This window comes from Solibacillus kalamii, from assembly GCF_002174535.1.
GTDB lineage: Bacteria > Bacillota > Bacilli > Bacillales_A > Planococcaceae > Solibacillus > Solibacillus silvestris.
The window spans coordinates 200,403-214,822 of sequence record NZ_NHNT01000003.1; the positions used below are offsets into that span (position 1 = coordinate 200,403).

Annotated in this window: 14 protein-coding genes; 1 reads left to right on the forward strand and 13 read right to left on the reverse strand. The window is 34.3% G+C overall.

The genetic code is table 11. The annotated features are described in order from the left end of the window. Positions 1-27: 27 nt before the first annotated feature. The 11 genes from CBM15_RS07985 to CBM15_RS08035 form a co-directional block, all read right to left on the reverse strand. A complete protein-coding gene (locus CBM15_RS07985) occupies positions 28-1,014 on the reverse strand; it encodes a sensor histidine kinase (protein WP_087616975.1) in 987 nt (328 codons plus the stop codon). After that, positions 1,011-1,676, reverse strand: coding sequence for a response regulator transcription factor (locus CBM15_RS07990; protein ID WP_275584006.1), 666 nt, complete (start codon positions 1,674-1,676; stop codon positions 1,011-1,013). Before CBM15_RS07990 ends, CBM15_RS07985 begins: the two co-directional genes overlap by 4 nt. A gap of 19 nt (positions 1,677-1,695) precedes the next feature. Next, positions 1,696-2,667 carry an alpha/beta fold hydrolase gene (locus CBM15_RS07995; protein ID WP_087616977.1) on the reverse strand — a complete coding sequence of 324 codons (972 nt, stop codon included), beginning with the start codon at positions 2,665-2,667 and terminating at the stop codon, positions 1,696-1,698. A 339-nt stretch (positions 2,668-3,006) separates the two neighbouring features. Further along, complete coding sequence (locus tag CBM15_RS08000) at positions 3,007-3,660, reverse strand: hypothetical protein (protein ID WP_087616979.1); 654 nt, start codon at positions 3,658-3,660, stop codon at positions 3,007-3,009. A 373-nt stretch (positions 3,661-4,033) separates the two neighbouring features. Beyond that, positions 4,034-4,819 carry a glucose 1-dehydrogenase gene (gdh, locus tag CBM15_RS08005; protein ID WP_087616982.1) on the reverse strand — a complete coding sequence of 262 codons (786 nt, stop codon included), beginning with the start codon at positions 4,817-4,819 and terminating at the stop codon, positions 4,034-4,036. Between the two features lie 42 nt (positions 4,820-4,861). Further along, complete coding sequence (locus CBM15_RS08010; protein WP_087616984.1) at positions 4,862-5,713, reverse strand: RhaT/GlcU family sugar-proton symporter; 852 nt, start codon at positions 5,711-5,713, stop codon at positions 4,862-4,864. A 557-nt stretch (positions 5,714-6,270) separates the two neighbouring features. Next, positions 6,271-7,005 (reverse strand): glucose 1-dehydrogenase, encoded by a 735-nt coding sequence (locus CBM15_RS08015; RefSeq protein WP_008403908.1) that lies wholly within the window; start codon positions 7,003-7,005, stop codon positions 6,271-6,273. A 24-nt stretch (positions 7,006-7,029) separates the two neighbouring features. After that, positions 7,030-8,295 (reverse strand): MFS transporter, encoded by a 1,266-nt coding sequence (locus tag CBM15_RS08020; RefSeq protein ID WP_087616986.1) that lies wholly within the window; start codon positions 8,293-8,295, stop codon positions 7,030-7,032. Between the two features lie 27 nt (positions 8,296-8,322). Continuing rightward, positions 8,323-9,579 carry an MFS transporter gene (locus CBM15_RS08025; RefSeq protein WP_087616989.1) on the reverse strand — a complete coding sequence of 419 codons (1,257 nt, stop codon included), beginning with the start codon at positions 9,577-9,579 and terminating at the stop codon, positions 8,323-8,325. A gap of 37 nt (positions 9,580-9,616) precedes the next feature. Then, on the reverse strand, positions 9,617-10,411 hold the full coding sequence (locus CBM15_RS08030) for an SDR family NAD(P)-dependent oxidoreductase (protein ID WP_087616992.1): 795 nt from the start codon (positions 10,409-10,411) through the stop codon (positions 9,617-9,619). A 135-nt stretch (positions 10,412-10,546) separates the two neighbouring features. Next, complete coding sequence (locus CBM15_RS08035; protein ID WP_087616994.1) at positions 10,547-11,296, reverse strand: SDR family NAD(P)-dependent oxidoreductase; 750 nt, start codon at positions 11,294-11,296, stop codon at positions 10,547-10,549. A gap of 1,139 nt (positions 11,297-12,435) precedes the next feature. Here CBM15_RS08035 and CBM15_RS08040 point away from each other — a divergent pair. After that, positions 12,436-12,870: a MarR family winged helix-turn-helix transcriptional regulator gene (locus tag CBM15_RS08040; RefSeq protein ID WP_239534671.1), complete on the forward strand. Its 435-nt coding sequence runs from the start codon at positions 12,436-12,438 to the stop codon at positions 12,868-12,870. A 507-nt stretch (positions 12,871-13,377) separates the two neighbouring features. Here CBM15_RS08040 and CBM15_RS08050 read toward each other — a convergent pair. Further along, positions 13,378-13,941, reverse strand: a complete 564-nt coding sequence (locus CBM15_RS08050; protein WP_239534672.1) for an alpha/beta fold hydrolase — start codon at positions 13,939-13,941, stop codon at positions 13,378-13,380. A gap of 264 nt (positions 13,942-14,205) precedes the next feature. Then, on the reverse strand, positions 14,206-14,420 hold a 215-nt coding region (locus tag CBM15_RS08055; protein WP_162287366.1), incomplete at its 5' end, for a GNAT family N-acetyltransferase.

Sequence of the window (14,420 nt, forward strand, 5' to 3'; positions counted from 1 at the left end):
TTGGAGGTGGGGCAATTACCAAAAGTATTAATGTTGCGCATAACTTATAGTAACTTGAGTACCTTTTTTGTTAGATTGGATTGTACTCTGAAGTTCAAGCACTCGGCAAATATCTTCGATGATTCGTAGGCCCGTACCCTTTTCCTCCACATTAAATCCAATCCCATTATCCTTAAAGATAATTGAGCTTTTTTGCAAAGTAATTTCTAATGTATCACACGCTGCATGACGCAATATATTTTGGAAGATATTATCAAATAATCGGTGCAACCAAATTTCATTACTCCTCCAATGGAATTCAGTTGAAGAATCGTTTGACACAATAGATATTTGGTTGACTTTATATAAAAAATTCCACTTTGATATGATTGTATTTATAAGTCTTGAAACATCTACTTTTTCCATAATTACATATGAATTATCAACACGAGATATGCGCTCAAAATCATATTCATCGGATAACTTTGAAATATAGTTTATTTGTTCGTTTAGTGAATTGAAAATATCCTGATGTTGTGAAAAATCATTTTCTATAGTGTAAAGTTGTAATCGCATAGCTGTTAAGGGCGTATTAATATCATGGCGTAACTGAGTTAAAAGTTCTTGTTTCATTTGCTCTTGTTGCTTTATTTCAATTTCCTTCGAAATTGTCCGGTCAATGAGAAGGTTTACTGCCTTGGTTAAATCCCCTAATTCATCATTTTTAGAGTAAGGAATCTTTAGAAGTCTCTTCTTGTCGTCACTCGCCAACTCCATAATGGTTTGGTTTAATTCATTGATTCGCTTAATCAATGAATTAATCGATTTAGAGAATAAAATAGCCAAAGTAAAGAAACTGACGATAAATAATCCTAGCATAACTGGATAGGCTTTGGATTCAAAAAAGCGGGTTTCTGTATCATTTGAAAAATGATTGTAAATTACGGTTACAATAACATTAATCACTACTACAGAAAGAGGAACACTGAATATAACTGACAATAGCAATAATTGATATTTCTTTTTTAGTTTCATTGTTTAACATGGGTATTCATACGATACCCTTCTCCATATACATTTTGAATAATCATACCATCTGTATCATCAATCTTATTGCGTATCTTTTTGATATACACGTTAATTAAATTGGAATTACGATCCTCTAGCTGCCAAAGGTAATCCATGAATTGTTCTTTAGATAAAATAAAGTTTGCGTTTTCATAGAGATAAAAGAATATTTTCTTTTCAATGGCTGTAAATTCGACTTCTTTATTATTTTGATTATTAACGACACGCATATGAGTAACATCAATTGATAAATGCTGTATTTGTTTGTGAATTCCATAAAAAGTAACTAATTTATTTTTTATTCGTATTAATAATTCCCTCGGATCAAATGGCTTCACCATGTAATCTTCTCCAATTTCAAGCCCTCTTAATTTACTATCAATGTCACTTCTAGCAGTTAAAAATATAATAGGAATATTAAGCCCTAACTGATTAATTCGCATTGAAATCTGATATCCGTCCTCGCCTGGTAACATGATATCCATAATGACAATGTCCACTTGCTTAATAATTGTATATAAGGAAGCGCCATTTTCTAGCCAAATTACTTTATAGCATTCTTTTTGAAGTATATTCTCTAATAAACTTCCAATCATTTTATCATCTTCTACAAGTAAAATTGTAAACAACGTTTTAGTTCCTTCCTAACTAATTTTTGACCATCTCTTGCATGAATTTTTGAGTTTCTTCGTAGATTTTAGTTGGGTGATACAAGTAAATACTATGCTTGCTTTTTATTTGAATTACACTTGAAGCGTCTAACTGCTTCGCAAAATCCTGATAGTCTTTTAGTGATGCTTTAGCAGCTTCTGAATTTTTATTGAGGTAAGCATCAATAAATAAGATAGGGGTTGTTTTTGGAACAGGTAATGCTATAGACCTTTTGCTGTTATCTACAGAATTTAGCATTTCTTGTTTCATATCATTGTTGATTCCCTGTTTATTTGAAATCGCCTTAAATATATCTCTTTCTTTCGAAGTTAGATAATCTTTCTCTAATACGGCATCGTTATATGCTAAAATCGGAAACACCCTTTGAAATCCTAATTCACTAAATACGTTTCCTGCTTTCATAAAAGTCTTTTCTGCTAAGCCCACAGGATGTTTTATATATTGAGATGGCAAACCAATATCTAACGCCACGATCGCTTTTACTTCATTTGGATATTTCTGCGCCCAATAGATAGCTTCAATTCCTGAAATAGAGTGTGGTAATAAAATATAAGGGGGCTTATTTCCGCCTTTAATTAATGCCTTCCTAGTTTGTTCTAATATTACATCAATATCTCGGTCGTCGTTAAATACATCACTATACCCATATCCTGCTCTTTCCACAACGGCGATTTTATCTTCTTTTGAAAACTTATGATACAAGCTTTTCAATTCATACATAGGTGCTGCTACTGCTGAGCCAGCCATAAATACAAATGTATCTGCGCCATTACCTTCAGAATAAACATTAATCTTCTTCCCGTTAAAATCGATTAGTTTGCCCGTATTATTCTCTAATAAAGCTGTCTCTTTATTCTCTTTGTACTTATGGAAGCTATATACAGAGCCGATAAGCACAATCAATAAAATGAGAAAACTTATCGAAAACCACTTCATAATTTTTTTCATTTTCTACTTGCCCCTTTCAATTATAGTTACAAGTTTAAAGTAGAAAAATATAATTCTTATAAACTTTTGAAAAAATTTTGAATGAAGCAGCCGCAATACTAAAATTTTGTGGACTCATTAAAAAGTCACGAATGTTTTTAAATCAACATTTCGTGACTTTCCTAATGAGCTTTTTTATATGCTATCCAGCAGTGTTTTCATTCGCTGAGTTTGTTCTTCACTTAGCATAAAATATTGTATATATATTACCGCTATTGCTTCTGTTTTTGTTTCACCTATTAACTGCGGCCACTTTTGATATCGATAACTACGAACAATAGCCCATTCACGTAAATATTTTTAAATGGTTTCTGGTTCGTTAACATTCATTGCTTGATCAAGTAGTTTAAATTCTATCCCCATGAGTGCATATTGCTCGGATTTTTCAGGATAGTTTTTAATCCATTCTGCGTCATTATTATCAAAAGTCCACAAATTTTGTTTGAATATATGAAATGATTCATGTAGTAAGAAGGGAAAAAAATCAAAATACAATTCTGGGTTATTCATCACTTTTGGATAATATTTATAATACATAATTTCTTGATCTTTTAACTGAAGAGTCCCAGAATTATTAGGCATCCATGTTTTTAAGTTCCTTGGTGGCAAAAGACTGATCCTATAAATTTTGGGCAACCCAAGAGATTTAGGTACAATAATTTCTTTAGAAAAAAAATCATTGTCCATTGGAACATTTACGACATAAGCTGTTTTTTGTAAAATCCCTTGATCCTTATTGGTCTTTATTAGCATAAGCGGTTGAGTTTGAAATGAGTATTTATCAGTCCATAACGGGTCTTCGGACTGTTCAAATTGCTTATAAATACTTGATAATTCTGCTAGCATCTTTTGATCAATCTCAGGTAATGATTCATAGGTTGTATTAAACATCTTATTAGATACAATTGAAAGCAAAAAAACAACAAGTAATACAGTTGGTATGTATAACCACATAAAGTACGCTACACCCGTAATTTATATTGAAGGGCATGTTAGTGGTGATGAAAACCACCTGATTTCGGCTACAGTAAATTCAGATAAAGGTTACAAAGTAATGGATATCCGTTAATCATTAATATAAGCACAATAAAGTGCACCCCAAAAGTTAGAATCAAAATCTAACTTTTGGGGTGTTTTATAATGGTTAATTATGTTGTTTAATGGAAAGTGTATTACTAAAAATACAACTTTGTTCTTCAAGGTTGTCACATTAGAAGAAATGCTTGCTTTTAAATATAAAAACAAGCATCTTTTTAATGAAAATCCATTTTGGAAGCTCTTTAAAGGAAAAGGACACGGCTATCACCATGTCCCTTCATATTATACATTAGCCTCTTCCAGCTTGAAAAGAAGGATATTTCGTCATACCACCATCAACAAATAGTGTTATACCTGTTATATAGCTTGCTTCTGATGATGCCAAAAATGCTGCTGCAGATGCTACTTCTTCTGGTTTACCGATGTAACCCATAGGGATCATGCTTTCAACATCTGCACGTTGCACTGGATCAGCAAATTTTTCTGCATTGATTGGCGTGTTCATTGCACCTGGTCCAATGTTATTAACACGGATCCCTTTTGGTGCATATTCAAGGGCTAATGTTTCGGACATTAGTTTAATACCGCCTTTACTTGCTGCATAGTGAACAAATAATGGCCATGGAATCATTTCGTGAACACTAGACATATTAATAACATTACCTTTAATATCATTTTCAACAAAACACTTAATTGCTTCACGGCTTCCTAAGAAAGCACCTGTTAAATTGGTATCGATTACTTTGTTCCAATTCTCAAGTGATAACTCGTGAGAAGGTGATGGGCTTTCAACACCAGCGTTATTGATCATAACGTCCAAAGTACCAAATTCTTTGATTGCAGTTTGAACAAGATTCACTACATCTTCTTCTTTTGTTACATCACCTTGAACGATAATAGCTTGTCCGCCTGCTTCTTCTACATCTTTTTTTACCTCTACTGCTTCCGCTTCATTTTTGTAATAGTTGATTACAACCTTTGATTGCTCTTTTCCAAACCGAATGGCCATTGCGCGTCCTAGACCCGTTGAACCACCAGTGATAACGACTACTTTATCTTTTAAGTCAGTATACAAAATATTTCCTCCCATATTTTTATTTATTAATACGTACCACTATTAACTTTTCGCCATTCCGAGAAACACTCCACCTAAAACAATTAGTATTATCCCAATTGAAATGGATATAAGCTGACGTTTTGTCTTCTTTTCTCCTATTATGAAAATGCCGCCAAGAGTTGAAATTACGATTCCCATTTGTGATAATGAGAAACTTGTTGCAACCCCTACTTTAGGTTGGGAAATGAATAAGAACATATTCCCAGCTGCCCAGATCAGACCAGGAATAATATTACGAATTGCGTATTTATTAAAAGGTTTATGCTTATAAGTAAGTATAAGTCCACCAATTACCATGCCAATGGCTTGTGGAAATAAAGCGGCCCAGCCACTTACATTAAATAAACGAGCTACCACTACATAAACCAAGTAACCGATTGTGGAAATAATCAATGTAATAATCCCTTTTTTAAATTGCCCCGATTTCTCTTCGTTTTTCTCACTTTCCAGTGTTGTTAACACGATACCAATCACAATGAAAATAAGGGCTAATACACCTAAAATAATCGTTTTTGTCGTTGACCATTCACGGAAAACGATTACACCAAACAAAGCTGTGGACACTAACTGCATACCAGTAGAAATTGGCATCGTTTTTGAAACGCCAATATAGTTAATTGATTTTAACTGATTACTTTGTCCAAGTGCCCAAAACAAACCAGAAACTATTCCTACAATAAAAATAAGTGGTGTTAATGGTGGGTGAACTACTATATAAATAATAGTTGAAAAAATCAGTGCGCCAATTGTAGTCCCAAGCGTTTGAGTATATGGACCTCCACCTAACTTAACATTGAATAAGACAATACTACCCCAGAAAATGGCAGGTAGTATTGCCAAAAGGATATCCATTTGATGCTAACCTCCTTTCTCTAGGCCTTTCCTTATCTTTTGCTAAATTAGACATGTTATGTACAATAAGCCTAGACTTTTTTTGTTAATAATTATTCCTCATATTTCCGATCATTATTCCGATATTTTTAAGCAAGTATTTGAAAATAAAGTGTTCTAGCTATTGAAGTAATATTTTCATCACCCTTTTCAACACAAAAAATCGCATCCAATTTTGTTCAAAAATATTCTTACCATATAAAAAAGCACCTTCAAATGTTAGATTTGTGTCTAACATTTGGGGTGCAGTTCAATTTCAGAAAAGCGGCTAATTACAAATGCTACTGAAATTTTTCAAGACAATGGAGATACTAGTGATTATACTAACAATCCAAATGAGGAGTTTATCCTTGATGAAGATAATTTAAATACTGAAAATCAATAATATTTGTACATATGCTAATTTCTTCACACCATAAGTAAGTGCGGTTTTAAATATAAAAAAAACTAAGGCCGATTTTCTTTCAATAGAAGATCGGCCTTTATAAATCATATTCAGTTTATTTCATGTATTTTTACTACTGCGCAGTTAATCCACCATCGATAACGAATTCTGAACCTGTTGAGTAGCTAGACTCATCGGAAGCCAAGAACAATACCATATTTGATACTTCTTCTGGTTGTGCTACTCGTTTTAATGGAATGTGTTGAGAGAATGATTCTACAGCTGCTTTTGTATCTTCTTGTACTACCATTGGCGTCGCAATAACGCCCGGGTGTACAGAGTTTACGCGAATGCCCATTGGTGCTAGGTTAATTGCAGCCGCTTTTGACATCCCCCGTACTGCGAATTTTGTATCTGTGTAACCTATAGCACCAGCAACTAAGCCGTTCATTGAAGAAATGTTCACGATTGAACCGCCGCCTGTTTTCATCATAGAAGCTGCTACAGTTTTCATACCCAAGAATACAGATACTTGGTTAATTTCTACGATGCGACGGTATTCTTCTACTGTAACATCAAGCATATTTTTCGCCATAGTAATACCGGCATTGTTTACTAATACGTTTACTGGACCGAACGTTTCTTCTGCTTTTGCAATAACTGTAGCCCAATCTTCTTCAGATGCTACGTTTTGTTTCACGAAGATGGCATTTTCACCTAATTCAGCTGCGAATGCTTTCCCTTTTACCTCATTTAAATCTGTCAGAATAACCTTTGCGCCATTCTCTATGAATAATTTTGCGTGTGCCGCACCCATACCTTGTGCTGATCCTGTAATAATTGCTACTTTACCTTCTAATCTCTTCATTAAAAATTCCTCCTCAATTTTAATTTAATTCCATAAACCTGCTTTTTCTAACTTTTCCTTACCTTTATAAGCGATAATTACTGTCACAATGTTAATAGCTAACATCGCTAAAATTGTATATAAACCACCTGAATAACTTCCAGTAAATTGGAATATATAACCGTATGCAGGAATTGCAACGATTGATGCGATTGCTAAACCTAGTGAAACAGTTGAGTAAATTTGACCGTATTCTTTATTTCCAAATAAGCTTGAAGTTAAAGATGGTGCGATGATACCGATACCACTTGTAACGAATGCAAATAGAATGAGAGCTACAAAAATCATAACTGAACTAGATGCTGCGTATAAGAATATAAATACCGAAGCCATCCCCAAAATCATCGATAGAATAGTCGTATTTTTTGTTCCAATTTTATCGTTTAAAACTCCGATAATAAGAGAAGCGAATACTACACCTAACATATAAACACCCATAGCTGAACCAGCGAACTCTTGAGAGAATCCTTTAGTAACGATATACGTAGGGATGTGCATCATGAAACTTGCGATAGCTGTAATTAAGAAGAAGAACGTTAATAAAGCATAAAACGCAGAAGATTTCTTAGCATTTGCTAATGTAACCCCTTTATCTGTTGCAGTGTTATTTGCTGATTGATCTCCGCCTTCTGTATCACCAGCGCCGTAAGGATATAACCCTTTTTCTTTAGACATTTTTTTGATAAATACTACAGTTGCAACGATAACAAAAATTATTGCAGCAACACCAACTGCTACATATGAGAATCTCCAACCTTCAGAAACGATTGTTTTACCAACGATAGGTTGTACAATTGCTCCTATAACACCACCAGTAGCGGCTAAAATACCAAGAGCTAAACCACTACGTTTTTTAAACCATTGATTGATTAATACTGGACCTAAAATAACTGTAATGAACGTACCACCAACTGCTAGTGGAAGGGCAAAAATATACCAGCCCCATACAGAATTCATAAAGCTGAATGCAACGAATGAACCTGCTTGTAAGATAATTGCAATAATAATTAACATACGAATATCATATTTCGCAACTAGCTTTCCAGCGAATGGCAGGAATACTAATGTTACTATAGCAGATATACTTAGATATAATGATAAGTTACCCATTCCTATGCCAAGCTCGTTTGATACCGGAGTTAAGAAAAGACTTGCAGAGTTATTTAATGCCCCTTTCGAAACTCCGATGATAATACATAGGCCAACAAGAATCCACCATGCGTAATGGATTTTAGATTGTTTTCCCTCCATTTTTATCCCCCTTTGGAATTAATTATTTTATTTCCATAATCCTGATTTTTCTAATTTTGTTTTGCCTCTATAGGCAAAAATTACAGCAACTATATTAATAACAAGCATTACTAAAATTGCATATAATCCTCCTGAATAACTTCCTGTAAATTGGAAGATATAACCGTAAGCTGGAAGTGCGACGATAGCAGCAATTGCTAAACCCAAAGAAGCTGTTGAATAAATTTGGCTATATTCTTTATTTCCAAATAAGCTAAGTGCAAGGGACGGTACAAGAGTACCAATGCCACTTGTTACAAACGCAAATAGGATCAGTGCGATAAAGATGACTGCGGAACTAGAATTTGCGAACAATAGCAAGGAAACGGAAATTAAACCGCAAATCATAGACAGTATTGTTGCTTTCTTCGATCCTAATTTGTCATTTAAAATTCCAATAACGAGTGCACCAAAAACAACACCTAACATATAAATACCCATTGCTTTAGCAGCAAATGTTTGTTCAAACCCGCTATCGACTAAGTAAGTTGGTATGTGCATGGTAAAACTTGAAATGGAAGTCAGGAAAAATAAAAATAACATCAATGTATAAAAAGCAGAAGATTTTTTCGCATCCACAAAAGACACGCCTTTATTTTGAATGTTATCAAAAGCTTTTTGACTTTCCTTATCGCCTTCTGTAATCCCATAAGGATAATGCCCTTTATTAGGGTTCATTTTCTTTATAAACAGAAGTATAACCGGTACAGCTATAACAATGGCTGTGATTCCGATAGCCAAATAGGCAAATCTCCACCCCTGGTTTGCGATTAGATTTCCAACAATTGGTTGGGAGATTGAACCGAACAATCCGCCTGTTGCAGTTAGAATACCCAGAGCTAGGCCATTTCTTTTTTTAAACCATTGACTAATTAAAACAGGGCCTGCAATGACTGTGATGAATATACCACCAAATGCCAATGGGACTGCAAATAGATACCATCCCCACACAGAATTCATAAAACTAAAAGCGATATAAGCGCCTGCTTCACAAATTATGGAAATGATCAATATTAACCGGATATTGTATTTTGCTATCAATTTTCCGCCAAAAGGCAAATACAACATTGTGATAATTGCAGAGACACTAAAATATAAAGATAAATCTCCCATACCAATGCCAAGTTCATTTGAGATGGATGGTAAGAAAAGACCAGCGGAATTGTTTAATGTCCCTTTACCGATTCCTAGAAGAATACAAAGACCAATCAGTACCCACCAGGCGTTATGAATTTTACCGCTCATTCTTATCCTCCACATTTATAAAAAGCAAGACCTTTATTTAGTTCGTCATCTCTCTAAAATCCGGGATAGTCGGGTTACTTAAATAATGTCCGCCTTCTACTTTAATAGTTTGTCCTGTTATGAACTTTGACTCATCCGAAGCTAAAAATAGGACCGTGTTACCAATATCGTCTGGCTCTCCGTGATAAGGAAGCTGGTTGTATTTCCCAAAAGTATCCAATAATGCTTGTGACATATTGTTTTTTGCTGCAGGCGTTAAAATAAGACCGGGTGCAATAGCATTACAGCGAATACTTTGTTTTCCGTATTGTGTTGCAATATACTTAGTTAAATTAACTACTCCAGCTTTTGAAGCTCCATAAGCAGCTCGTATTGAGTCCCCTGCGAAAGCAGCCATTGAAGCTGTATTGATAATTGATCCTCCACCATTTTCAATCATATTAGGAATGGCAAATCTACTTCCAAGTAATACACTTTTTAAATTTAAATTCATTAATCGATCCCATTCTTCAAGATCCATATTTACAACATCTAGGTCCTTCTTTAAATTTGATGAGCCTACGTTATTAAACAAAACTGTTATTTTCCCATAATGTTTAATTGTAAATTCAACAGCTTCTTTAATAGATTCTTCCTTTCCTGCATCTAGGAAAATACCTACTGCTTCTCCACCATTTGCTTCAATATCTTTTGCCGCTTTTTTTGCCCCTTCGATACTGTAATCTGCTATGACTACTTTTGCCCCTTCTTTTGCTAAAAGTTGCGCTGAAGAAAGACCAATACCTGAAGCGCCACCTGTTACTAATGCGACTTTCCCTTTTACTCTATTCATTCATACCATCCTTTTTATCGTTGTTTTGGAAATAATAAAATACAGAATTAAAATATGTTTGTAATAGGTAGGATTAAATCCCACCAATTCATTCAACTAACAATATCTAAAAACAAGCCGGTTGGTTAATTCGTTTTAACGTAATTTCGTCGAACCACCATCAACCATGATAGTTTGTCCAGTAATATAATCAGAGTCGCTACTTGATAAGAAAACCGCTACTCTTCCAATATCCCCTTCTGGATCGCCCATTCTTCTAAGTGGAATATTATTTATCATGGCTTCGTATAATTCAGGGGAACTTTTGCTCCACTGTTCGACCCCCGCTGTTAGTGCAATCGGGGCGATGATATTGACATTAATTCCTTCAGGTCCCCACTCATTGGATGCAACTCGTGATATTGCTCTGATTGCTTCTTTCGCTGCTGCATAGGAAGTTTGTGTTGGTTGACCGTTAAGTCCTGCACCAGAAGCAAAGTTTATTATTTTTCCTCTTGTTTTCTTTAGTTCAGGATAAGCTGCTTGCATGAAATGGAAAGTCGGGTAAAACCCTGTTCCAAACGATAAATCAAAAAGCTCTTGTGTTGTTTCTACAAATAGTGCTTGCTTGGAAGCGTGTGCATTGTTGATTAAAATATCTAACTTTCCAAATTTATTAACTACATCACTTACAATTTGTTCTACATTTTCCTTTTTTGAAATATCTGCAATAAGCAGCATCCCCTCATTATGCTGATTAATTTCGGCTAATGTTTTTTGACCCATTTCTTCGTTGATATCTACTATTGCAATATGAGCCCCTTCTTTTGCTAAGGCCAGAGCCATACCTCTTCCAATACCTGAAGCACTCCCTGTGATAATTGCTACTTTTCCTTCTAATCTCATATTGATGCCCCCTAATTTATTTTGCTTTTTCAATTGATCTAGCTCCCTAAAATTTCTGTATTTATAAAATACATTTTAGGTTTTGCTAAAATCGGCTTATTAATACAAAAACCTGTACATTTGTAAATAGAAAGTCATTTTAATCTTCTATTTATTTCTGATTCAATTATCTCGAATTCAAGGTAATCGACCTATATATATTCTCATTCATTAACAAAGAATCTACTGAATCATCGCCATTTATGCTATTTCCTCAGCAGCTTTATTACTTCAAAATTAAAATCAGCTAGGATAACATTTGCACCTTCCTTGTAAAATGCGCAGTGACAAAACCAATTTCTAAATTTCTTCGTTAATAAGGTAGTCATATTTTCTATTCTTTCTGTCCTGTAACCTACCTTTCATTGGCATCAGAATATAAAAGGATATAAATAATACTGTACGTATGATAGAATCCATCCTACCAAAGAATGGGCTACCTAAGTAGTGCAGCATATCTAAAAAGATATTATTAGCGCTGAATTACTGCAGAATTTAAGCACAATCATTATGTTATGTTAGTAGTCCTGAAAAGTAGTAGGCCATGAAAACATTTTTCAGTAATTTAGATTATGGCTTATTCTATAACATTGAATATTTATTTATATCTAAAATAATTAGACGCTTAATTATTAACGACTAAATAATACTAAACTGTTACTAAAAAAGCAATAATAACGTAAAATTTTGTGACATTTATCTGGCGGTATATTTTCCCTAGTAGGGATTATTCCAGTAGATCCTTATGGTTATATTGAGAAAACTGCAATATTTTTAGCTAAGAATAGAGAGTGATCCGGTGGGATGGTTGACTTATTGAAACAAAATGGATCGATTATATTACGGGTTATTAATGGCTGCGACAACTTTTAGTAGACGAGAGGGGACGAGTCAAAGAGTGTTCCTTGGAATTATTTAGACACCAATGGACTCGGAAGATTTGCTGAATGGAAATGTAGCATTAGTCTTGGCAGCAGGCAGAAGATCATTTCTTCTATATTATAGGAGCCATGCTTATTATTACTGGCAGATTTCCACCCCAATAATATGGTATAGTAAGAATAAAGTGATCTCTCCGATTTATTCTCGGGGATTCTATTTTGGAAAGTGAGGAATTTCACGTGCAGGAGGAAACCATTTTTGAGATTATACATAATATGGATAAAATGACAAACAATCTGATTATTCAGTGGAATAAGGGTTTCAATAAAGGTTTGGGAGTAACGCATGTTCTAATTCTTGGTCATTTAAAGGTAAATGGAAAAAGTCGTCCTTCTGATATGGCAAAAGCGCTCGGATTAACACCACCTACAGTTACACATTTAACCGAAAAGTTAGTAAAAATGGAGTTAATTACCCGCTCCATTGATGAAAATGACCGCCGAATCATTTATTTGGAAATCACATATGATGGTGAAATGATTTTAAAAGAGGCCAATGAATCAGGGCAGTTATTAAGGAAGAAAATATTTGAAAAACTAACGGATGAAGAAAGACAACAAATGTTGCAAATCTACAAAAAACTTAATAAATAGCGATGAGAAAGAACTACGTTTAGTAGCTCTTTTTTATTTTATGGTGGTATCGAAATATAGAGACTCTGATGGTATAAAGGTTGTCAATAAGAAATGGCGGTCCTTTTCGAAACATTACTTGTATGATGCTTTTTGATGAATCGCACCGCAAAGACAATAGCTACAACTCCAATGATTACATAAAACAGTTTTTTATATTGTTGTGAAATAGAGATAATCCCATAAGAAAGAAAGGCTAATACAAGGCCATAGATCATATTGCCAATTGTAGTAGCAGAGATGAAATACGAATATGTACTTGGTTTAATTTAATTAAATTTATTTATTATTTCAGAAATTGAGTGAATGATAATGTCCGGTCTATCCATATGTATAGTGGGGCTTGAATTTTTTGCAAATACAATTTTGCTATTGCTAGAAAGGTTTCCCTGTCTACTAATAAGTTCTTGCCATTTTTCTTCTAAAATTCTTAATTCTTCCTCTGGCAGCCCGCCTTGTAGTCCCAACTTAATGCAACGCTTTGTATAAAGATGGTCTTATTTGAAAGTCTAATAATCTCTGTCGAATTTCTTTAGGAAATGATTTTTGCTTTTCAGAAAGAGTAGGGTTTAATAGTATCCCTAATTGCTCTTGTTTCATCGATGAATAAGATTTACATTTCTCTAACCAAACTTCATCAGAGTCAGTTTCATCCAATATAGGTAAACCTAATTCGTCTAATTCCTGTAAATCTACAGAGGTTGAATCCACCAAAACCATTCCTGCAACCATTTTAGGATAACTTTTAGCAAAATGTTGTACGCACAATCCCCCATAGGAATGACCAACCAATACAATTGGTTCCGTAATTTCAAGTACTGATATTAAATCAAGTAATTCCTTAACGACTGCTCCAGTATTACGGACTTCACTCCCTATTTCACTTTCTCCTAGTCCAGGTCTATGCACAATTACTACTCTATTGGTTTTACTTAAGGTCTTGGTAATGTTGTACCATTCATCAAATGAACAGCCTAACCCCGTTAGTATGATAATCGTTTTCCCTTTGTCCCCTTTACTAAGCACCTCCATCTTTTTTTGTTTTATTTTTATAAATGAAATAATAAATATTCCCCCTAATTATCATTTTTCCACTTTAATTTCCCGTTAGTCCAAGTATAAATCTTCACTTTCACATTATAAATCACAAATTTTTCAATGTGTTTTATTCAACAATATGGCCCTATAACGGAAAAACGCGATCTTCTTATTGAAGAATCGCGCCCGATTGTTGAAGATCGTTATTCAAATAAAGCCCCTGTTAGTGGAATAAGCAATCCTGTTTTTACGGTTACATCAGCTCAGTAGAATATCTGTTCCATACTGTACCAATTTTAGATTCCTTGCCAAAGATTGGGATGTAAAATTATCCCATGAAGTGCTATAAAGTGCAATTCGCCCTTGTTTTTTTACCTCTGCAGCCCAAGCTGTTGTAACATCTACACCATAACCTCTTCCACGATAATCTTCATTAGTATATACACTTGCTTCGTCTGCTTTTGAGGTCTGTC

Bases quoted from the DNA above. Each gene is read 5' to 3' on its own strand.
- CBM15_RS07985 (WP_087616975.1), bottom strand. From the start codon at position 1,014: ATGAAACTAAAAAAGAAATATCAATTATTGCTATTGTCAGTTATATTC.
- CBM15_RS07995 (WP_087616977.1), bottom strand. From the start codon at position 2,667: ATGAAAAAAATTATGAAGTGGTTTTCGATAAGTTTTCTCATTTTATTG.
- CBM15_RS08000 (WP_087616979.1), bottom strand. From the start codon at position 3,660: ATGTGGTTATACATACCAACTGTATTACTTGTTGTTTTTTTGCTTTCA.
- CBM15_RS08010 (WP_087616984.1), bottom strand. From the start codon at position 5,713: ATGGATATCCTTTTGGCAATACTACCTGCCATTTTCTGGGGTAGTATT.
- CBM15_RS08015 (WP_008403908.1), bottom strand. From the start codon at position 7,005: ATGAAGAGATTAGAAGGTAAAGTAGCAATTATTACAGGATCAGCACAA.
- CBM15_RS08020 (WP_087616986.1), bottom strand. From the start codon at position 8,295: ATGGAGGGAAAACAATCTAAAATCCATTACGCATGGTGGATTCTTGTT.
- CBM15_RS08025 (WP_087616989.1), bottom strand. From the start codon at position 9,579: ATGAGCGGTAAAATTCATAACGCCTGGTGGGTACTGATTGGTCTTTGT.
- CBM15_RS08030 (WP_087616992.1), bottom strand. From the start codon at position 10,411: ATGAATAGAGTAAAAGGGAAAGTCGCATTAGTAACAGGTGGCGCTTCA.
- CBM15_RS08035 (WP_087616994.1), bottom strand. From the start codon at position 11,296: ATGAGATTAGAAGGAAAAGTAGCAATTATCACAGGGAGTGCTTCAGGT.
- CBM15_RS08050 (WP_239534672.1), bottom strand. From the start codon at position 13,941: ATGGAGGTGCTTAGTAAAGGGGACAAAGGGAAAACGATTATCATACTA.